Source organism: Streptomyces sp. NPDC007983 (genome assembly GCF_042958345.1).
Lineage (GTDB): Bacteria > Actinomycetota > Actinomycetes > Streptomycetales > Streptomycetaceae > Streptomyces.
Map to the genome: position 1 here is coordinate 580058 of NZ_JBIBJI010000005.1, position 20647 is coordinate 600704.

A 20647-nucleotide genomic window follows, 5' to 3' on the forward strand; every position below is an offset into this window, starting at 1 on the left:
AGAACGACGGCGCCGCGACCCGCGGTGTGTGAGCATGTTCGTCCCTGGATTTCTCTCGGAGCGTGATGAGCACGAGCTTGCGGCGCCGGGCGGCGGCCCGTCCGAAGGCCGTCGAGGCCGCGTCACTCGGCCTGCTGTTCGCCGTCACCGTCGCCGGTGTCGTCCTCGCCCGGGCGGTGACGCCCGAGCCGCCGCCGGTCTGGCGCGGCATCGCGATCGCCGCCGTCGCCTGCGCCGCGCAGCACTGGCAACGGGGGAGGCCCCTGCAGGTCCTGGTCGCGACCGCGCTGTGCACCACGGCCCAGGGCGCGCTGGGCTATCTCATGACGCCCTTGCTGATGGCCCCGCTCCTGACCGCGCAGTACCTCACCGCCGTACGCACCCCGCGCCGCACCACCTGGAACAGTGCGCTGGCGGCCACCACATGTGTGGCCCTCACCGGCGTGTTCCTCCCCTCCTTCCTCCACTCCCTGATCATCGGCGTCGTCAATCCCGCGGCGTGGATCCTGCTGTCCGCGGCCTTCGGCAGCTACATCCGGGTACGCCGCGAGTACGCCGTGGCCCGTGCCGAGCACGCCGACCGCCGACGGGAGGAAGAGGCACGGCACCGGGTGATCCAGGAACGCATGCGCATCGCCCGCGAACTGCACGATGTGGTCGCCCATCACATGACCCTGGCCGACGCCCAGGCCGGTGCCGCGAAGCACCTCGCGCGGACCCACCCCGACAAGGCCTTCGAGATCATCGACAAGCTGCCCGGCACCACGGCCGCGGCACTGCGCGAACTCAAGGCCACCGTGGGACTGCTGCGGCAGGACACCGACCCGGCGGACGACCTGGCCCCCGCGCCGGGACTGCGCCAACTGCCCGACTTGGTCGACTCCTGCTCGGCGGCGGGCCTGGAGGTCACCGTCACCGTCGAGGGGCGGCAGCAACCGCTCCCCCCGGTACTCGACCTGACGGCCTACCGGATCATCCAGGAAGCGCTCACCAACGTCACCAAGCACGCCGCCACCCGCACCGCACAGGTCCGGCTCGGGTACGCGCGCCACTACCTGACCCTGACCATCACCAACGACACCGCCACCGACCACCCCGTGGCGGCGCCCGGCTCCCACGGCGGCTTCGGCCTGCTCACCATGCGCGAGCGCGCCACGTCGGCGGGCGGCACCCTCCACGCCGGCCACCGCCCGCAGGGCGGCTTCCAGGTCGCCTGCACCCTTCCGCTCGACAGCCACATCGACAGCCACGTCACCAGCCCGGACGAAAGCCCCGCCACATGACCATCCGCGTCCTGCTCGCCGACGACCAGGCCCTGCTGCGCGCCACCTTCCGCATCCTCATCGACTCGGCCGAGGACATGACGGTGATCGCGGAGGCGGCCGACGGACACGAAGCCGTCGACCTCACCGCGACGCACCGGCCCGACGTGGTCATCATGGACATCCGCATGCCGAACGCCGACGGAGTGACGGCCACCGCCGCCATCTGCGCCCGGCCGGAACTGGCGGACACCCACATCCTCGTCCTCACCACCTTCGAGAACGACGAGAACGTCGCCAAGGCCCTGCGCGCGGGCGCGAGCGGCTTCCTCGGCAAGGGCGTCAGCCCCGACGTCCTCCTGTCGGGCATCCGCACGGTCGCGGCGGGCGAAGCCCTGCTGTCGCCCGCCGCCACCGCGGCCCTCATCACCCGCTTCCTGGCCACCCCGGACACCGACGGCTTCCTCGCCCTCCCCGACGCCGTGAAGGCCCTCACCGACCGCGAACGCGAAGTCACCGCCCTGGCCGCACACGGCAAGTCCAACGCCGACATCGCCGCCCAGCTCGTGCTGAGCCCGCTGACCGTACGGAGCCACATCCACCGCGCCATGACCAAGCTGCACGCCCGCGACCGCGCGCAACTCGTCGTCGTCGCGTACCAGAGCGGCCTGGTGAAACCACACCCACATCGGACGTGAACGACCCATCGGCAATGGGGTGCACGTTCCCCATGAGCGACATACCGGTGACACCCGCGCGGTAGGGAACAGTCTTGTCGCCCGCCTGAGGAGTCCGTATGACGTTCAACCCGTTGGAGCAGCGGGGCATCCCCCTCGACCGTCAGATCCGCAACTGGCGTGAGCTGGACGTTTCCCCCATCGACCCGGATCGCTGCGATCCGTACACCCGGTGCCGCGTCATCGCCATGAACGGCATCGAGATCGAGGCGATCCTGTTCAGCCACCAGATGGCGCGCCACTGCCCGGACCTCGATGTGAAGCGGGAGCTGGCCCGGACCCGCTATGTCGAGGCGCAGCAGCAGAAGGCGGTGAACTGGCTGCTGCCGGGCGTCGCCTCGGTGCTGGAGACGACGATCGCCTACGAGCAGGTGGCGGTGGACCTGACGGCGTGGGTGGCCCGCATGGAGCCCGATCCGTATCTCACGCAGGCGTACCAGTTCGGGGTGCTGGAGGACTTCGATCACCTGTACCGGTACGCGAACCTGTACGAGATGATCGAGCACCGTAAGGCGGAGGAGATCGTCCAGGGGCTGACGGAGGTCATGCCGGGCCGTCCGACGGAATACCATCACCGCAACCCGGTCGACAACGTCCGCGAGCCCTATGACCGGACGCGGGTCGATCCGCTCTCCAGGCTGCACGCGCTGACGATCATGGCGGCGGAGCAGCAGACCATGAATTTCTACATGAACGTCGGCCCGACCTACATGGAGCCGATCGCCCGTCAGCTCTACCAGGAGATCGGGCTGATCGAGGAGGAGCACGTCACCCACTACGAGTCCCTGGTCGATCCGGGCGAGAGCTGGTGGGAGCGGCTGGTGGTCCATGAGTACAACGAGTGCTACCTCTACCACTCCTTCATGGAGCAGGAGCCGGACCCCAAGGTGAAGGCCGTCTGGGAGCTGCACCTGAACATGGAGCTGGAGCATCTGCGCATCGCCGGTGATCTGATGCGCCGCAACGACGGGCGCGAGCCCGAGGAGGTCGTCGCCCGCGAGCTGCCGAACGCGCTCACCTTCGAACCCAACAAGGCATACGTCCGTGAGCTGCTGGCCACCCAGATGGACCTCACGACGCTCGGCACCGGTTACGTACGGGACGCACACGAGCGGTTCGAGGCCATGCAGGCGCGGCTCAACGACGGCGATCAGCCGCCGAGCAAGCGCGTGATGGAGCAGCACCGCGAGATGTTCGGCCGGGAGTACCGGCTGGAAACCGAGGGCGAGCACCCCGCGCCGTCCCAGCGCTCCCGCGACTGACCACCCACCCCGGCCTCAAGGAGGACATCGTGACCGACGACGCTCAGCGCCATGCCCCTGACGGTATGGACGATGTGGTGGCGCTCCTGACGCGTCAGCACGGCGAGATCCGCAACCTCTTCGACGAGGTGGAGCGGGCCTCGGGGGACGACCGGCGGGATGCCTTCCGCCGCCTGGTCCGGATGCTGGCCGTCCACGAGACGGCGGAGGAGGAAGTGGTGCACCCCGTGGCACGCCGGTCCTTCGACGGCGCGGAAGCGGTGGTCGATGACCGGCTGCGGGAGGAGAAGGAGGCCAAGGAGAAGCTCAGCCGCCTCGACGGGATGGACACCGCCGACGCCGCATTCATGCCCCTGCTGAGGGAGTTGCGCACCGAGGTCATGGCGCACGCCCGCGCCGAGGAGCGGTACGAATTCGCGCAACTGCGGCGACACACCGAGCCCCGGCAGCTCGCCACCATGGCCAAGGCGGTCCAGGCCGCCGAAGTGACGGCTCCCACCCATCCGCATCCGGGCGTGGAGACCGCCGCGAAGAACATCGCGCTCGGGCCGATGGCGGCTGTGATCGACCGCACCCGTGACACCATCCGCAAGGCCATGGGCGGGGACGGCTGAGGTCAGCCGGTGCCCACCGGATCGGTGTGCAGGCGGGCGAGCAGTTGCGCGTGGTGCAGGTCGGCGACCGGTGCCAGCAGGTCCGGGTGGCGCAGCAGCGGCGCCGCCTTCCGGTCGTGGGCGTCGGGGGCCGTCAGGCGCCGGAAGTCGACCGGTGAGGCGGCGGCGTGCTCGCAGGCGGCGAGCGCCGCCACGGCCGCCTCGGCCAGGGCGGGCGAGGCGAGCAGGGCCGCCGCCCAGCTCGCCACCACCTCGTCCACCCAGGTGCGCCAGGCGAGGTCCGCCGCGTTCACCTCCTGCGGCTCTGTGCCCAGGAGCCATTCCAGCCGGGCGGAGCCGCCCGGCCCCGCCATCGCCACGAGTGCCGCTTCCGTCACGGTCGGATACCGGAGCCAGGCGGCCACGGTCACGGCCTGCCGGGCCTGGGCCTCGGCGAGCACGGTGCTCATGGCTCCTCCGGTCGCCGGATAGGCGCGGACCAGCCATTGGGACGTGGCGGCGATGATGGATGACAGATCCCCGGACAACGAAGCCACTCCTCTCCTTCCGGTGGCGTCGATCCACCATACGGGTGAGGCGGGCATAAGGGGACCCTTGGGGTGCCGCGTGCGGAAGCGGACAGGACCGGAAGCCGAGACACGCCCTAGGGGCGTTCGCCCACCCCGGTCGCCGCTTCGTGGACGCGGCCCGCTGCCGAGTCGGCGGCCAGTGGCGCCGTGGGGCCGCCCGCTCCCCGGCGCAGCCCGCGCAGGAACTCCTCGATGGCGTCGGTGGCGGTGTGCCGGGGCTCCCACCCCAGCTCCCGCCGGGCGCGTGTGGTGTCCATCAAGGGGATCCGCAGCACCGCGTCCAAAAGCTCCGGGGAGGCCGGTGCCAGATGCAGCTTCCAGGCGCTCGCGACCGCGCCGCGCAGCAAGGGCCGGGGCAGGCGGAAGACCCGCGCGCCCAGGATCTCCGCGAGGGTCGCGGCGTCCACCGGCGGTTCGGCCGCGATGTTGAACGCGCCGCGTACGTCCCGGACGGCCGCGGCCCGGTAGGCCGTCGCGGCGTCCTCGGTGTGCAGCACCTGGAACCGCAGCCCGGGCACATCCGGGACGACGGGCACGAGTCCCGGCCGCACCAGGCTGCCCGGCACCAGCGGCCCGCCGAAGAGGCGGCGCTGCTGGGAGGCGGACTGCCGCTGGAACAGGAAGCCGGGCCGCATCCGCACCACGCGAAGGTCCGGGTGACGCTGCTCGAACCCGTCGAGGAAGCGCTCCAGATACGCCTTCTCCCGGGTGTACGCGGCCTCCGGCCAGCCATGGGTGGGCCAGGACTCGTCGACCCCGCGGTCCTTCGGCCCCGGCGAGTACGCGCCCACCGACGAGGCATGGACCAGCGCGGGGACACCCGCGGCGGCCACGGCCTCGAAGACCCGGACACTGCCCAGCACATTGCCGCGCCACGTGGTGACCGGCTCATGGGTGGGCTGGAACAACCAGGCCAGATGCACCACCACATCCGCGTCGCGGAAGTGCGGTACCAGCTCCACATCGGGGTCGCCGAGGTCCACGGCTCGCCACGCCGTCTTCTCCGGTGTCCAGTCGGGGACGCGGCGCGCGAGCCCCAGGATCGAGGACACGGCCGCCTCCTCGCCGAGCGCCCGCACCACCGCGGAGCCGACGTTGCCGGTGGCGCCCACGACGACCACCCGCAGGCCGGTCGCGCCGTCACCCCGCCGGCCCCGCGTGTTCGTGCTGTTGCCAGGCGCGGTCATCGGCCCTCACCTCCTCGCGAAAACGGCTCGTCACCCATGTCCCGGCCACGCCGGGGCGCGTCTCGCGCGCCGTACGGTCAGGGCGCACACGGCGGCCCCGGCGGCCGTGCCGGCGGCGGCCAGCAGTCCGTGGTGGTGGGAGGCCCACAGCTGGGGGCTGCGGGACGTCGCCCGGTCGTCGAAGGCCCCGTGGGTTCCGTAGTCGCGGCCGTCGGTGCCGTCGGCCGGGGCCCACAGGTTCGTCGGCTGGTCCGGGGCGCGGGAGAAATCCGCCTGCTGGGAGTCGTAGCCGGTGCGGGCGAGGTACCGGTCCAGCAGCCCCGGGGCGAACTTGTTCGCGATCAGTGTCGCGACGGTGGAGCCGGCCACCCAGTACTCGCGTCGCTCGGGGTGGTCGGCGGCGTACAGGATCCCCCGCGCGGCGACCTCCGGCTGGTAGATCGGCGGCATGGGCATGGGGTGCCGCGACAGGCGGGAGAGCACCCAGCTGAACTGGGGCGTGTTCACGCCGGGCAGGTGCACCATGGTGACCCGTACCCGGCTGTGGTCGTGCAGCAGCTCGCAGCGCAGGGATTCGTGGAAGCCCTGGATGGCGTGCTTGGCCGCGCAGTAGGCGGCCTGCAGGGGGATGCCGCGGTGCGCGAGGGCGGAGCCGACCTGCACGATGGCGCCACGGTCTCTGGGCACCATACGGCGCAGCGCCGCCTGGGTGCCGTGGACGAACCCCAGGTAGGTCACGCGCGTGACCCTCTCGAACTCCTCCGCCTCGATCTCCTGGACGGGCGCGAAGACCGTGGTGAAGGCGGCGTTCACCCAGACGTCGATCGGCCCCAGCTCCCGTTCCACCCGCGTGGCCGCCGCGTCGACGGCCGCGGCATCGGAGACGTCGACGCTGATGGGCAGGGGATGGCCACCGGCCGCCGACACCTCCCGCGCGGCGGCTTCCAGCCCACGGGCGCCACGCGCCAGCAGGGCGACCGCGGCGCCCCGCCCGGCGAAGGCGTGCGCCGCCGCGCGGCCGATGCCGGCGCCGGCTCCGGTGATGACGACGATCCGGTGCCCGTGGGGTTCCGGCCTTCCGCCCGGGGCGTTGTCGGTCACCGCTGCTGCGCTCGGGCGTCGCCCTTCATCCCGAAAGCGGAGGTGGCCAGCCCCAGGAGGAAGATCACCGCACCGGTGACCACATTGCTGATCATCGTGCCCGTGCTGATCGATGGCCCGTAGACCACCCAGGGCGTGATGATCGTCCATACGCCGATCGCCGCCACGACCCAGCCCAGCCCGTGGGTGCGCTCGTAGGCCGAGCCGAAGCCGAGCGCCAGGATCGCGACCGCCAGCCCGGTGATGAGGTTGTTGACGGTCAGCCCCGTCCCGGTGTCGAAGAAGCCCACCACCCACGGGGAGACGGCCAGGTACAGCCCGGCCAGCAGGGTCAGCCCCTCGACCGCCCGGGCCTGCGGAGTCGTCGCCGCCCGCTCGTAGCGGGCCCTGAGCTCCATCAGGTCGGGATGCTCTTCGATGCGGGAACCATGCGTGGTCATGATGACGAACCTCCTTCCGAGGCGTTCAGCGCCGGGTAGCCACCAGGAGCGGGCCCAATCAGCACGGCCGTGCCGGATTCTCCGGGCAGGCGCCGCGGCTTCCACCGGTCGTCGCGGCAGGGCCGGGTACCCGGGGGCGGCAGGCGATGAGCAGGAGGTGCGCCGATGGCCCGCATGCCCCGTACTCTCACGGTTCCGGCCCGGATCGAGACGCGGTGGGCGGCGGGCAGACGACTCTTCCTGACCTCCGCGGCCCTGCTGGCCGTCGTGGGCGCGATCGGCCGGGGCGCCGGCTGGGTGACGCTGACCGCCACGCTCGGCCCGACGGCATACGTCCTGCTCGTCCACCCGGAGAGCGAGGCGGCCCGGCTGCGCAACTCCTCGCTGGGACACCTGATGGCCATCGCCTGCGGCCTCGCGTGCCTGGCCGTCTTCGGGCTGTGGCAGCACCCGTCGGTGGTCGAACAGAAATACGACACCTGGGCGCAGATCGGCGCCCAGGCCCTCGCCGTGGGCCTGACCCTCCTCCTGCTCGAACTGATCGAGGCCCAGCACCCGCCCGCCGCCGCCACGGCCCTGCTGATCTCCTCCGGTATCGCCCGGCCGGGACCGCCCCTGTACGGCATGCTCACCGGGCTGGTCCTGCTGATCGCGGGTGCCGCCCTGCTCGCGTGGGCCGGCGGGCGGGCGGGCACCTCCGCCGCACGGGAGGAAGCCCCGCACGGGAAGGCGGGGGAAGCGGATGAATGACACCCCCGCCTCGTCGCCGTGGACCCTCCGGGCGTACGTCTTCCTCGGCGACGGCGAACGCGGCGCCCTGGTGGGGCCGCGCGGCGAGATGGTGTGGCTGTGCGCACCCCGCTGGAACAGCGACGCGGTGTTCTCCACCCTGATCGGCGGCCCGGGGGAGTTCCTTCTGGGCCCCGAGGACCACTGGAACGTCTGGGGCGGCTCCTACGAGGACGGCACCCTCATCCACGTCGGCCGCTGGGTCACCGGCGACGCCGTGCTCGAATGCCGGGAGGCGCTGGCGGTGCCCGCCGCCCCGGACCGGCTGGTCCTGCTGCGCCGCGTGCGGGCGGTGCGCGGCGACGCCCGCCTGCGGCTGAGGCTCGATGTCCGCCCCGGTTTCGGCGCGCACACGATGACCGGCCTGCGGCAGGAGCGCGGAATCTGGTCGGCCCACGGCGGTGGACTGCGTCTGCGCCTCGCCGGAGCGGCCGATGCCACCCCCGGCCGGCAGGGGTCGCTGGAGGCACGCTTCACGGTGGCCTCCGGCGAGACGCGCGATCTCGTCCTGGAAATCGGCACCCGGGCGATGACGGAGGAGCCGGATCCGGAGCGGCTGTGGGAGACCACCGCACGCCACTGGGCCCGCGCCGTACCGGACTGCTCCGCGCTGGCCGCCCCGCGCGACGCCCGCCACGCCTACGCCATCCTCAACGGGCTGACCAGCGCCTCCGGCGCCATGGTGGCCGCCGCCACCACCTCGCTCCCGGAGCGGGTCAACACCGACCGCAACTACGACTACCGCTTCGCATGGATCCGGGACCAGTGCTACGCCGGTCTGGCCGTGGCGGCGCACGGCCCGCACCCCCTCCTGGACGCGGCCGTGGGCTTCGTGACCGAACGGCTGCTGGCCGACGGCGGCGATCTGCGCCCCGCGTACACCGTCACCGGCGACACGGTGGCCGGGGAACGCTCCCTGCCGCTGCCCGGCTACCCGGGCGGCACCGACCGGGTGGGCAACCGCGCCGGCCGGCAGTTCCAGCTGGACGCCTTCGGCGAGATGCTGCAGCTGTACGCCGCCGCGGCCCGCCTCGACCGGCTCGATGCGGACGCCCGCCGCGCCCTCGACGTGGCCGTGGCCGCCGTCGAGCGCGACTGGCCGCGCCCCGACGCGGGTCTGTGGGAGCTGGAGGAGCGCTGGTGGACCCACTCACGGCTCTGCGCGGTGGCCGGACTGCGCGCCGTGGCGCGAGACGTGCGGGACCGGGCCGCGCGGGAGTGGGACGGCCTGGCCGACGCGATCCTGCGCGAGACCCGCCGCCGCTGTCTGGGCCCCGCGGGTCACTGGGCCCGGGCCGAGGACGACGACGGGCCGGAAGCCGCCCTGCTGCTGCCGCTGGCCCGCGGTTGCCTCCCCGCGGACGACCCCAGCGGGCCGCGCACCCGCCGGTTCATCGAGGAGCGGCTGGCCAGGGACGGCTATCTCTACCGTTTCCGCCACGGCGACCAGCCCCTGGAGGAGGCCGAGGGAGCCTTCCTGCTGTGCGGCTTCATGATGGCGCTCGCCGCCCACCGCCAGCGCGATCGCGTCAGCGCCTTCCGCTGGTTCGAACGCACCCGGGCCGCCTGCGGCCCGCCGGGGCTGTTTGCCGAGGAGTACGACGTCCGTCGGCGCCAGCTCCGCGGCAACCTGCCCCAGGCGTTCGTCCACGCCCAACTGCTGGAGGCGGCGGTGCGTCTCGGCGCCGACGAGGACCCCGGTCAGTCCTTCCGTTCCTGACGGTGGCTCTTGCCCGGCAGGAACTCCTGGATCTTGGCCTTGACGCCCTGCCGGACCATGTCCGCCCGGTCGCTGTCGCCCTTGGCGATGGCCGAGGCCGCGGCCTCGATCTGATCGAGGCTGGCGTGCGGGGGAATCGGGGGCACGGCGGGGTCGGTGCGGAAGTCGATGACGAAGGGGCGGTCGGCGCCGAGCGCCTTGTGCCAGGCGGATTCCACCCCTTCCGGAGTCTCCACCCGCACCCCCTCCAGGCCGATGGAGCGGGCGAAGTCCGCGTACGGCACGTCGGGCAGCGCCTGGGAGGGCAGGAACTGCGGAGCGCCGGACATCGCGCGCATCTCCCAGGTGACCTGGTTGAGGTCGTGGTTGTTGAGCACGGCGATGATCAGCCGGGGGTCCTGCCACTCGGGCCAGTACTTGGCCGCGGTGATCAGCTCGGCCATGCCGTTCATCTGCATGGCGCCGTCGCCCACGATGGCCAGGGTCGGCCGGTCGGGGTGCGCGAACTTGGCGCCGATGACGTACGGGACGCCGGGGCCCATGGTGGCGAGCGTGCCGGACAGCGAGCCGCGCATGTTCCCGCGGATGCGCAGGTGGCGTGCGTACCAGTTGGCGGCCGAGCCGGAGTCGGCGGCCAGGATCACATCGTGGGGGAGCAGGGCGTCCAGCGCGTGGACGACGTATTCGGGGTTGATGGGGTCGGCGTCCACGGCGGCGCGCCGTTCCATGACCTTCCACCAGCGGGCGGTGTTCTTCTCGATCTTCTTGCGCCACGAGCCGTGCTTCTTGCGCTTCAGCTTCGGAAGCAGGGCCTTGACCGTCTCCCGGGAGTCCCCGACGAGGTTGACCTCGAAGGGGTACCGCAGGCCGACCATGAAGGGGTCGATGTCGATCTGCACGGCGCGGGCCTGGTCGAGATCCGGCATGAACTGGGTGTAGGGGAAGCTGGAGCCGACGACGAGCAGGGTGTCGCACTCCTGCATCAGTTCATAGGAGGGCCGGGTGCCCAGCAGCCCGATGGCACCGGTGACATACGGCAGGTCGTCGGGGAGGGCGTCCTTGCCCAGGAGGGCCTTGGCCACCCCGGCGCCGAGCACATCGGCGAGCTCCTCGACTTCGGCCCGTGCTCCGCGGGCGCCCTGGCCGATGAGGATCGCCACCTTCTCCCCGGCGTTGAGCACTTCGGCGGCGCGGTCCAGGTCGGCGGCGGCCGGGATGGGCGCGTAGGAGGCCATGCCCAGGCTGGAGGGCACCATCTTGAACGCGTGGGTCGGCGGGGAGTAGTCGAGCTCCTGTACATCGGCCGGGATGACGACGGCGGTCACCGTGCGCTTGGCGCGGGCCGTGCGCATCGCGCGGTCCAGGACGTTGGGGAGCTGCTCGGGGACGGTGACCATCTCGCAGAATTCGGCGGCCACGTCCTTGTAGAGGCTCAGCAGGTCGACTTCCTGCTGGTAGGAGCCGCCCATGGCGCTGCGGTTGGTCTGGCCGACGATCGCCACCACCGGCACGTGGTCGAGCTTGGCGTCGTACAGGCCGTTGAGCAGGTGGATGGCGCCGGGGCCCGACGTCGCCGCGCACACCCCCACGCGTCCGGAGAACTTGGCGTAGCCGACGGCCTCGAAGGCGGCCATTTCCTCGTGCCGGGCCTGAACGAACCGGGGCTTGTTGCCGGCCCGCTCCCAGGCGGCGAGCAGGCCGTTGATGCCGTCGCCCGCGTAGGCGAAGACATTTTCGACGTCCCACTCACGCAGGCGCTGGAGGATGTAGTCGGACACTTTGAGTGACACAAGTCTTCCTCTCGTCATGGCGTGCGGGGGAGCGCGGGGCCCCGATACCAAGATCTACACACTGCGCATCGTCCCGGCATCCCGCACCACGCCGGGACGCCCGTTTGGCGGAAGGCGGGCTCTAGGGCAGCGGAGTGCCTCCGGTGGCATTGACGATCTCCGCCGTGATGTAGCCGGCCTGCTGCGATGCCAGGAACACATAGGCGGGGGCCATCTCGGCGGGCTGCGCCGGGCGGTTCAGGGGGCTCTGGGCGCCGAACTCCGAGGCGTCCGGCAGCGTGGCGGGGATCAGCGGGGTCCACACGGGGCCCGGGGCGACGGCGTTGACGCGGATACCGCGCTCGGCGAGGTTGCCGGCCAGTCCCTGGGTGAAGGTGACGATCGCGCCCTTGGTGGTGGCGTAGTCCAGCAGGTGGGAGCTGGGCTTGTACGCCTGAACCGAGGTGGTGTTGATGATGCTGCCGCCTTCCGGGATGTGCGGAAGGGCCATCTTGCACAGCCAGAACATGGCGTAGAGATTGGTGCGCATCACCCGGTCGAACTGTTCGGTGGGGATCTCCTCCAGCCCCTTGGGCCGGGCCATCTGGTACGCGGCGTTGTTGACCAGGACATCGATCCCGCCGAAGGTCTCGACCGCCCGGTCCACCAGCCCTTGACATGCGCTTTCCTCGCGGATGTCACAGGAGACCGGCACCGCTCGGCGCCCGGCGGACTCCACGAGACGCACCGTCTCCTCGGCGTCCTTCTCCTCCTCGGGTAGATGGCTGAAGAGCACATCGGCGCCCTCCCTGGCGAACGCGAGGGCGACCGCGCGCCCGATCCCCGAGTCACCCCCGGTGATCACCGTGCGCCGGTTCTTCAGCAGCCCGTGGCCCTCGTAGCTGTCCTCGCCGTGGTCGGGCCTGGGCTCCATCGGTTCGGTCTCACCGGGATGCGCCTGGTCCTGCTGGGGGAACTCCGGCCGTGGATGCTGCTCCACCGGATGACGCTGTTCGTGCTGGTTCACGGGGCACCTCCCGGGCCGCGGGGGTCGGACGGAATCGTCCGACCCCAGGTGCCCTACGGGATGCCGGGGCAAACGCCACCGGTCGCCGCTGAACGGCTCGCGGGCGTGGGTGGCCAGGAAGTTGTCGACCACGAGGACGTCCCCGCGCCGCCGAGCGGCTCCTGAGCGGACCGTGGCCGCGCGGAGGGGAAGCCCCCTCCGCGCGGCGTGTCGCGGCAAGGCTCAGACGGTGAGGGCCACGTTGATGCAGACGCCCACCGCGATGATGACCAGCAGTATCCACGGCCACAAGGGCCGTTCCTTGCCTGGCTTCCAACCCGAGGTCTGTGTCATCGCCGATTCCCGTGCGGTGCGAGGTGAGTGTCGGGCGCGGTTGCGCCGACATCTGGGACTGTACGCACGGTTCGGGGTCCGCGGAGGAGAGTGATCTCCAGTTCCGAGGTGCAGAAAACTGCATCTTCCGGGTCGACCGCACTGCCGCGGAAACCGCGCCACCCGGGGCCAACCTGCCCTATGTGCCGCCTCCTGGAGACATGGTGGAACCAACGCGGTGCGCTCCGGCGGACGGCTCTGGCAGCGCTGCTGTCAGCGATCTGACCGGCGGTCGCCGACACACCCCTCGGATCACGCGTTGCTGGCGTTGAGGTACGTGAGCACCGCGCGCACCCGCCGGTGGCCGCCGTCGGTGGTGGGCAGGCCGAGCTTGCTGAAGATGTTCCCGATGTGCTTGTTCACCGAGGTCTCGGCGATGAACAGCAGCTCTCCGATGGCGGTGTTGCCATGCCCCTCGGCCATCAGTGACAGCACCTCGCGCTCCCGCGCGCTGAGGGCGGCCAGCGGGTCGTTGCGCGTCCTGCGGACCATGAGCTGGGAGATCGCCTCGGGGTCCATCGCCACACCGCCGTCCGCGACCCGGTCCAGCGCCTGGAGGAACTCCTCGATGCGGCCGACCCGGTCCTTCAGGAGATACCCCACCCCGGAGGCGCCCTGGGCGAGCAGCTTGGACGCGTACGCCTGCTCGACGTACTGGGACAGCACCAGCACCGGCAGACCGGGGATCTCCGCCCGGGCGGCGATCGCGGCCCGCAGTCCCTCGTCCTGGAAGGTCGGCGGCAGCCGGACGTCCAGGACGGCGATGTCCGGGCGGTGTTCCAGCAGCGTGGGCAGCAGGCTGTCGCCGTCCGCCACCATCGCGCAGATCTCATGCCCGGCGTTGGTCAGCAGAAGCGAAAGTCCCTCCCTCAGCAGGGTGTTGTCCTCGGCGATCACGATCCGCACGGCAGCTCCACTCGAAGTGTGGTCGGCCCCTGGTCGGGGCTGGTCAGCTCGGTGGTCCCGTCGAACGCCGCGACGCGGCGCCTGATGCCCCGGATCCCGCTTCCGGCGTCCTCCGACACACCGCCCCGGCCGTTGTCCCACACGGTGATCAGAATGCTGTTCCCCGTGGTGTGCAACCGGACCTGGGCCTGGTCGGCGCCGCTGTGTTTGGCGACGTTCGTCAGGGCCTCGGAAATCACGAAATACGCGGCGGACTCGACGGCGACCGGAGCGCGCCCGCCCACGGCGGCCATGTCGACGTCCAGCTCGGTGGGCACCTGGCAGGCGGCGACGAGCGACCGCACCGCCTCGGCCAGACCGTGGTCGACGAGGATCGGCGGATAGATGGCGCGCACCGCCTGACGCAGCTGGGCCAAGGCCTGCTCGGCCAGTTCATGGGTGCGGTCGATCATTTCCGGCAGCTGTTCCGGGCGCTGGGCCACGGCCTGTTTGATCAGGCCCAGCCGCAGCGAGATGCTCACCAGCCCGGCCTGCGCGCCGTCGTGCAGATCGCGCTCGATGCGGCGCAGCTCCGCCGCGTGGGCGTCGAGCGCTTCGGCGCGTGACGCGGTCAGCTCCTCGATCCGCCGGGCGAGCGTCACCTTCCGGCGCCGTGCCTTGAGCATGAACCGGGTCATCCGCGCGTGGGACCGCGCCAGCGCCGGGACGATGAACGCGGCCAGCGCGGCGTAGGCCAGGCCGACGATCACCGCGCCCAGGGAATCCGCCCAGGAGTTGATCTCCCAGAAGAGGAACTCCGCCTTCGGGACCAGGATCCACCACAGCGGGGTGGTCATCCAGCTCACGGCGCCCATGCACAGACCCAGCGTCAGGGCGACGCTGAACAGGCCGAAGAGCGCGTGCAGCGGCAGCCAGGCGAGATCCGCGTAGGTGGCCCGGTCGGTCAGCATGGTGTGCGCGCGGATCAGCGGCCCGCCCTTGGGCGTGCGGTAGTCCGACCGGATCTCGGCGCCCAGCACCGTGGCCGCCCGCCGGCGATGGGCGTCGGCGCTGCGGCGTAATCGCATCAGGAAGGCGGGTAACAGCAGCAGCCCCGGACCCAGCAGGCTCAGCGCCAGGACGAAGACCAGCGCGTAGAGGGCGAACAGGGCGACCAGCGCGGTGCCGCCGCTGACCAGGACGTACGGCACGGAGGCGATGAACCGGGAGACGAAGGCCTGCCAGGTCATCATGCGGACGGAGCCCATGTAGATCGTTCTGTGGGAATCCACAGTCATCTCCCGCCCGGCCCTCGCATAGGTCGAGCGCACTTTATCACCGCAATTCCGCCCACCGCCGGGTCTTTGCGCACGACCCCGGAAGGGGCAGCAAGCTGCACCTTCTATCTACCAGTGCACGCCGTGTTCCCCGTCGCTCCACGCCTCTAGCGTGAGTGCGGACAGCACAGGAACTCTTTTCCAAGGGGGACGCGGCGGTGGCTCAACGTGGGGGTGATGGCCGGCCGGCCGGCGGCGGGACTCGGCACGCGACCATGGAGACCGGCATGCCGGTTCCCGCAAGCCGCCGGGCTGTCCAACTGCAGGGCGTGAGCAAAACGTACGGCCGGGGCGCCGGGCAGGTCTCGGCCCTGCGCGACCTGACCATCGATTTCGACCGGGGCAGCTTCACCGCTGTCATGGGCCCCTCCGGCGCGGGCAAGAGCACCTTCCTGCACTGTGCGGCGGGGCTCGACCGGCCCACCTCCGGTTCGGTGCAGCTGGGCGGCACGGACCTGGCGAGGCTGACCGAGGCCGAGCTGACGATGCTCCGCCGGGAACGGGTCGGGTTCATCTTCCAGGCGTACAACCTGCTGGCCTCGCTGACGGTGGAGGAGAACATCACCCTGCCCATGATGCTCGCCGGGCAGTCGCCGGAGCCCGCCTGGTTCGAGCAGGTCGTGCACCAGGTCGGGCTGGCGGACCGCATGGGCCACCGGCCCTCCCAGCTGTCCGGCGGCCAGCAGCAGCGGGTGGCCATCGCCAGGGCCCTGATCACCCGTCCGGAGGTCATCTTCGCCGACGAACCGACCGGAGCCCTGGACACCCGCACCGGCCGGCAGGTTCTCCAGCTCCTGCGCCACGTGGTGGACACCACCGGCCACACGGTGGTGATGGTCACCCACGACCCCGTCGCGGCCTCCCACGCGCACCGGGTGGTCTTCCTCGCCGACGGCCGCTTCGCCGAGGTGATGGAGTCCCCGACCCCCGAGCGCGTGGCGGAGCGCATGACACGCCTCGGGGAGTGGTGACCGGTGATCTTCCGACTCGTACGCATGACGCTCAGGGAGCGCAAGGCGGGGCTCGTCGGCGCCTTCGTCGCCCTGGTCGGTGCGTCCGCCCTGGTCACCGCGTTCGGCATCCTCCTGCAGTCGGGCATCGGATCCGGCGTCCCGACCCAGCGTTACGCGGGCGCCGCCGTCGTCGTCAGCGGCAAACAGTCCTTCAAGGTCCATGACGGCAAGACCAAGGAGAAGCCGCTGGCCGAACCGGCCGCGCTGGACCGCGATCTGGTGGCCAGGATCGCCCGGGTTCCAGGCGTCCGGAAGGCCGTCGGCGACGTCAGCTTCCCCGCCCAGGTGGTGAACGGCTCCGGCGATCTGGTGGAGGCCGACAACGGCCGGCCGTCCACGGGACACGGCTGGGGCAGCGCGGCCCTGGGCCCCTTCGAGCTGAGCGGCGGACGGGCGCCGGAGCACGACGGTGAGGTCGTGCTCGACGCCCACCTCGCCGAACAGGCAAAGATCACCCCTGGCCGGCGGGTGAGGCTGGCGACCACCGAGGCCGCCGCCTCGTTCGAGGTCGTGGGCCTCGCCACGCTCAAGTCCACGGACGAGGAGCTGCGCTCCGCCCCCCTGTTCTTCACCGAGTCCGACGCGGCGCGGCTGTCCGGCGACCCCGGCCGGGTGCGGGCGGTCGGGGTCATCGCCGCGCCGGGAACCGACACCGGCGAGCTCGAGGACCGGATCAAGGACAAGCTGCACGGGCAGGAGATCACCACCCGTACCGGCTCGGACCGCAGCCGGATCGAGAACCCGGATGTGGCCACCGCGCGGAGCGACCTGCAGGAAATGGCCGGCTCGCTCGGCGCCACGGTCATCCTCATCGCGATGATCGTGGTGTCCAGCACCCTGGCGCTCAGTGTGCACCAGCGCCGCCGCGAGCTGGCCCTGCTGCGCGCCGTCGCCGCCACTCCCCGGCAGATCTACAAGATGATGGCCGCCGAGGCGTTACTCGTCTCCGGTGTGGCGTCGGTGCTCGGCTGCTTCCCCGGAATCCTGGTCGCCCAGCTGATGCGGGCGGCGCTGACCACCATCGGCATGGTGCCCGACGACTTCACGTTCTCCTACGGGCCGCTCCCCATGCTGGTCGCCGTGTTCGCCGGAATCATCGCCGCCGAGGCGGCGGCCCTCGGTGTCGCCCGGAAGGCGGTGGCCGTCCGTCCGGTGGAGGCCATGGGCGAAGCGGCCGTGGACAAGCCGAAACTGGGCCGGTGGCGGGTGTTCTCGGGCGTGATGCTGTTCCTGCTCGGCGCCGCCGCCTCCCTGCTGCCGCTGTTCTTCGGCAGCATCTTCGCCGTGGCCGGAGCGGGCTCCGGTGGCCTGGTGATGGTGATCGCGGTGCTGCTCCTGAGCCCCCCGGTGGTGAGCCTGTCGACCCGTCTGCTGGCCCGGCCGGTCCGCAAGCGCACCGGCCCGCACGGCTGGCTGGCGGTGGCCAACACCCGTGCCAACGCCCGTCGGCTGGCCGCCGGGATCGGCCCGCTGACGCTGGCGATCGGCTTCGCGATGGTGCAGCTGGTCATCCCCACCACCACCGCCGAGGCCGCGCAGGACCAGGCGGAGCAGGGCATCGTGGCCGACTTCACCCTCAACGGCCAGGCGGGCGGTGTCCCCATGCCCGCGGTCGAGGACGCGGCCCGGCTGCCCGGGGTGGCCGCCGCCACCGGCGTCATCCGGGTCGACCTGGCCGCCTCGCGTGCGGTGCTGGACTCGCCGGAAATCTTCGAGTACCAGGGCCAGGGGGTCACGCCCCGGGGGCTGGAGAAGAACATGGACCTGGAGGTGACCGACGGCAGCGTGAGCCGGCTGCGCGACGGGACCGTGGCCCTCAGCACCGGCGCCGCCAGCACGCTGGGCGTGGGCGTGGGGGAGCGGGCGCGGCTGCATCTGCCCGACGGTGTCGAGGCCAAACCGGTCGTGGTGGCGGTCTACAAGCGGGGACTGGGGTTCGGCGACGTCACCCTTCCGCAGCGGACCGTTCTCGACCACAGCAACCGGCGGCTGGACGACACCGTGTTCGTCAAGGCGGCGCCCGACGCCGACAAGGACAAGGTCAAGGCGGCGCTGGAGAACCTCGGCAAGCGCTACCCCGGAACCGATGTCCTCGACGACGCGGGCCTGTCGGCCGCCCAGGAGGACCAGGCGACGTCCAGCGTGCTCACCAGCGCCCTGCCGCTGGCCCTGGTCTTCGGATACCTGGCCATCTCGGTGGCCAACACGCTGGTGATGGCCACCCTGAGCCGGGTACGGGAGTTCGCCCTGCTCCGGCTCGTGGGCGCCCCCGCCCGGCAGGTGATGCGCATGATGAGGGTGGAAACGGTCATCGTGGTGATCACCGCGGTGGTCATCGGCAGCGTGGTGCCCCTGCTTCCGCTGGTCACCGTCAGCCTCGGACTGACCGGATCGCCCGTGCCGTACATCCCCCCGCTGCTGTACCTGGGGATCGTCGCGGCGACGGCCGCGATCGGCGCGTCGGCGATCCTGCTGCCCACCCGCTGGGCGCTGCGTACGGCGCCGGTGAACGCCATCGGCCTGCGGGAAGTGTGATGCGCTTCTTGAGGCCGAGATCGGACAGCTGCTGGTCGAGCCCGCGAAAATACGCGTGGGCCACCGCCGCGGGGGAGCCCGCGTAGGCGAGGTCGGCCAGCTCCGCCAGCGCGACCGACTCCCGCCCGGGGAACCTGTCCCTGGGCACGACCGCCCCGAGCCGTTCCGACATCACCGGCACCTGCTCCAGCGCCGGGTCGCTGCCGACCGGGAGCCGGGCCAGCGTCAGCGCCAGCCGGCCGTCCCCCACCGCGTCGACCAGGCGGTCGGCGGCGCCCGGCCAGCGTGTGATCTCGAACCGGTCGCCGACCCGCTCGGCCAGGGCGTCGATCCGTGTCCGCAGCTCCGGGTGGATGCCGGTGGGCACGCCGAGCAGCACGGTGGTCCGCTGTGGCCGGGCCGTCTCGTCCAGCCGCCACTTGATGGAATCGACCTGATCCAGCACACCGCGCGCGATCGGCAGCAGCGCGCTCCCGGCCGGGGTGAGCCTCATACGGTGGGTGTCGCGGTCGAAGAGCCGGTGTCCGAGCTCGTTCTCGAGGTCCTTGATCCGCCGGCTCAGCGGGGACGCCGCCATGTGCAGTTTGCGGGCCGCGGTGGAGAAGTTCAGTTCCTGGGCGACGGCGGCGAAGTAACGCAGGTGTAGGAGCTCCACGGACCCCACGCCAGCCACCGCGCCCCGCGGGTCCCGTCCCCGGTGCGACTACCGCTTTCGGGCGGAATAGGCACCGATCCCCGCCGGTTGGACCCGGCGTGGCTACTTTAGGAATCATCGGCAGCGGGAAGATCGGCGGCACTCTCGCGCGACTGGCCGTGAACGGCGGACTCGACGTCGTGCTCAGCAACTCCCGCGGCCCGCGGACACTGACCGATCTGGTCGCGGAACTCGGCCCCCGGGCCCGGGCGGCGACCGCGGCGGAGGCAGCGGCGGCGGGCGACTGGGTGGTGGTGTCCGTGCCGTTCAGGGCGTACGACTCCGTACCGCGCGAACCCCTCGCGGGCAAGACGGTCATCGACACCGGCAACTACTCTCCACAGCGCGACGGCAGGGTCGCGGCCCTGGACGACGACGCGACCACCAGCAGCGAGCTGCTTCAGCGGCACCTCGGCGCGTCGGCACACGTCGTGAAGGCCTTCAACAACATCCACCACACCCACCTCGCCGTACTGACCAGGCCAGCGGGCGCCGAGGAGCGCACCGCTCTCCCCATCGCCGGCGACAACGCCGAGGCGAAGCGGCACGCGACCGAACTGCTCGACGCCCTCGGGTACGACACCGTCGACGCGGGCCCCCTCGCGCAGGGCAGGCTGTTCGCCCCGGGCACACCCGCCTACGGCGCCCCCTACACGGAGCTGCCCCCCGACTCGTTCGGCCCCCTGGCCCCCGGCTCCGCCCCGGCCGGCTTTCTCTCCCTGAAGGCAGGTCCCGCGTCGGCAGCCGAGATACGAGCGCTCCTGGCGAAGCCGTGAAGCGGACGCCAACCCCTCGCCCGGCGCCCGCCGTCGGCGCCGGACGAGGCCGTCAGACCTCGAACGCCCGGGCCACCGCGAAACTGTCCTCGTAGACGTGGTGCCGGGTGACAAGGCCGTCTTCGACCGTGAGGTGCAGAGCGAACCGTGCGCGGTAGGGGCGGCCGGTGGGGCGGGCGGTTTGGCGGATCTCGCCGAGTACGACCGCGTCGTCGCCGTCTATGAGGATGCGCTCGATCTCGGTGGCCGCCGCCCCGGGCACGTGGTGCTCGGCAAGCTCGCGGTAGTGGGCGGCGGCCTCGGCGCGGGTGGTGCGGTGGCGGATCCACGGGGTGGCGGTGCGGCCGTGTTCGTCCTCCGGCCAGTCCAGTTTCCAGTCGCCTCGCTCGGCATACAGCTCGGCGATGTGCTCGGGGTCGCCCTCGCCGATCCGGCGCAGCAATTCCTCGACCACATCGCGCGTGGTCGTGGGTGCGGATGCCGCCATTGCTGATCCTTTCCGTTCGGAACCCGCGTGTTGTGACGCGGAGATCGTTATTCTGACCGGCATCGACCGCC

The 20647-nt window shown here is 71.6% G+C and carries 18 protein-coding genes and 1 pseudogene; 9 read left to right on the forward strand and 10 right to left on the reverse strand.

Going from position 1 to position 20647, the window contains the following annotated elements:
- Positions 1-65 precede the first annotated feature (65 nt).
- From ACFZCY_RS19455 to ACFZCY_RS19470, 4 genes are all read left to right on the forward strand, one after another.
- Complete coding sequence (locus ACFZCY_RS19455; RefSeq protein WP_391173874.1) at positions 66-1283, forward strand: histidine kinase; 1218 nt, start codon at positions 66-68, stop codon at positions 1281-1283.
- Positions 1280-1960: a response regulator gene (locus ACFZCY_RS19460; protein ID WP_391173871.1), complete on the forward strand. Its 681-nt coding sequence runs from the start codon at positions 1280-1282 to the stop codon at positions 1958-1960. Before ACFZCY_RS19455 ends, ACFZCY_RS19460 begins: the two co-directional genes overlap by 4 nt.
- Before the next feature lie 98 nt (positions 1961-2058).
- Positions 2059-3261 (forward strand): hypothetical protein, encoded by a 1203-nt coding sequence (locus tag ACFZCY_RS19465; protein WP_391173868.1) that lies wholly within the window; start codon positions 2059-2061, stop codon positions 3259-3261.
- 65 nt (positions 3262-3326) lie between these two features.
- Positions 3327-3875, forward strand: coding sequence for a hemerythrin domain-containing protein (locus ACFZCY_RS19470; RefSeq protein WP_391174400.1), 549 nt, complete (start codon positions 3327-3329; stop codon positions 3873-3875).
- Between the two features lie 2 nt (positions 3876-3877).
- Here the strand turns inward: ACFZCY_RS19470 and ACFZCY_RS19475 are convergent, their stop codons facing one another.
- From ACFZCY_RS19475 to ACFZCY_RS19490, 4 genes are all read right to left on the reverse strand, one after another.
- Entirely contained in the window at positions 3878-4402 is a 525-nt protein-coding gene (locus ACFZCY_RS19475; protein ID WP_391173865.1) for a hypothetical protein, read from the reverse strand.
- Between the two features lie 116 nt (positions 4403-4518).
- Positions 4519-5631 (reverse strand): NAD-dependent epimerase/dehydratase family protein, encoded by a 1113-nt coding sequence (locus ACFZCY_RS19480; RefSeq protein WP_391173862.1) that lies wholly within the window; start codon positions 5629-5631, stop codon positions 4519-4521.
- A 30-nt stretch (positions 5632-5661) separates the two neighbouring features.
- Complete coding sequence (locus ACFZCY_RS19485; protein ID WP_391173860.1) at positions 5662-6732, reverse strand: SDR family oxidoreductase; 1071 nt, start codon at positions 6730-6732, stop codon at positions 5662-5664.
- On the reverse strand, positions 6729-7172 hold the full coding sequence (locus ACFZCY_RS19490) for an SPW repeat protein (RefSeq protein ID WP_391173857.1): 444 nt from the start codon (positions 7170-7172) through the stop codon (positions 6729-6731). The genes ACFZCY_RS19485 and ACFZCY_RS19490 overlap by 4 nt, the downstream gene beginning before the upstream one ends.
- Positions 7173-7346: 174 nt before the next feature.
- Here ACFZCY_RS19490 and ACFZCY_RS19495 point away from each other — a divergent pair, with 174 nt between their 5' ends.
- Both ACFZCY_RS19495 and ACFZCY_RS19500 read left to right on the forward strand, forming a co-directional pair.
- A complete protein-coding gene (locus ACFZCY_RS19495) occupies positions 7347-7922 on the forward strand; it encodes an HPP family protein (RefSeq protein WP_391173854.1) in 576 nt (191 codons plus the stop codon).
- Positions 7915-9681 (forward strand): glycoside hydrolase family 15 protein, encoded by a 1767-nt coding sequence (locus ACFZCY_RS19500; protein WP_391173851.1) that lies wholly within the window; start codon positions 7915-7917, stop codon positions 9679-9681. Before ACFZCY_RS19495 ends, ACFZCY_RS19500 begins: the two co-directional genes overlap by 8 nt.
- On the opposite strand, the gene ACFZCY_RS19505 is transcribed toward ACFZCY_RS19500, so the two are convergent.
- From ACFZCY_RS19505 to ACFZCY_RS19520, 4 genes are all read right to left on the reverse strand, one after another.
- Complete coding sequence (locus tag ACFZCY_RS19505) at positions 9663-11489, reverse strand: thiamine pyrophosphate-requiring protein (RefSeq protein WP_391173848.1); 1827 nt, start codon at positions 11487-11489, stop codon at positions 9663-9665. The two genes, ACFZCY_RS19500 and ACFZCY_RS19505, sit on opposite strands and share 19 nt — an antisense overlap.
- Before the next feature lie 103 nt (positions 11490-11592).
- A complete protein-coding gene (locus ACFZCY_RS19510; RefSeq protein WP_391173845.1) occupies positions 11593-12477 on the reverse strand; it encodes an SDR family oxidoreductase in 885 nt (294 codons plus the stop codon).
- Positions 12478-13101: 624 nt separating this feature from the next.
- The gene (locus tag ACFZCY_RS19515; protein WP_391173842.1) at positions 13102-13755 is read right to left on the reverse strand and encodes a LuxR C-terminal-related transcriptional regulator; all 654 of its coding nucleotides are present in this window, start codon (positions 13753-13755) and stop codon (positions 13102-13104) included.
- On the reverse strand, positions 13743-15026 hold the full coding sequence (locus tag ACFZCY_RS19520) for a sensor domain-containing protein (RefSeq protein ID WP_391173839.1): 1284 nt from the start codon (positions 15024-15026) through the stop codon (positions 13743-13745). The genes ACFZCY_RS19515 and ACFZCY_RS19520 overlap by 13 nt, the downstream gene beginning before the upstream one ends.
- Positions 15027-15286: 260 nt before the next feature.
- Here ACFZCY_RS19520 and ACFZCY_RS19525 point away from each other — a divergent pair, with 260 nt between their 5' ends.
- Together ACFZCY_RS19525 and ACFZCY_RS19530 are read left to right on the forward strand one after the other, a co-directional pair.
- Entirely contained in the window at positions 15287-16042 is a 756-nt protein-coding gene (locus ACFZCY_RS19525) for an ATP-binding cassette domain-containing protein (protein WP_391173836.1), read from the forward strand.
- 24 nt (positions 16043-16066) lie between these two features.
- Positions 16067-18523 (forward strand): annotated as a pseudogene (locus tag ACFZCY_RS19530) (FtsX-like permease family protein); the annotation flags it as partial.
- Here ACFZCY_RS19530 and ACFZCY_RS19535 read toward each other — a convergent pair.
- Positions 18456-19274 (reverse strand): LysR family transcriptional regulator, encoded by an 819-nt coding sequence (locus tag ACFZCY_RS19535; protein WP_391173833.1) that lies wholly within the window; start codon positions 19272-19274, stop codon positions 18456-18458. The pseudogene ACFZCY_RS19530 and the gene ACFZCY_RS19535 sit on opposite strands and share 68 nt — an antisense overlap.
- A 98-nt stretch (positions 19275-19372) precedes the next feature.
- Here ACFZCY_RS19535 and ACFZCY_RS19540 point away from each other — a divergent pair, with 98 nt between their 5' ends.
- Positions 19373-20089: an NAD(P)-binding domain-containing protein gene (locus ACFZCY_RS19540; RefSeq protein WP_391173830.1), complete on the forward strand. Its 717-nt coding sequence runs from the start codon at positions 19373-19375 to the stop codon at positions 20087-20089.
- 52 nt (positions 20090-20141) lie between these two features.
- Here the strand turns inward: ACFZCY_RS19540 and ACFZCY_RS19545 are convergent, their stop codons facing one another.
- Entirely contained in the window at positions 20142-20576 is a 435-nt protein-coding gene (locus tag ACFZCY_RS19545) for a nuclear transport factor 2 family protein (RefSeq protein WP_391173827.1), read from the reverse strand.
- Positions 20577-20647: the final 71 nt, after the last annotated feature.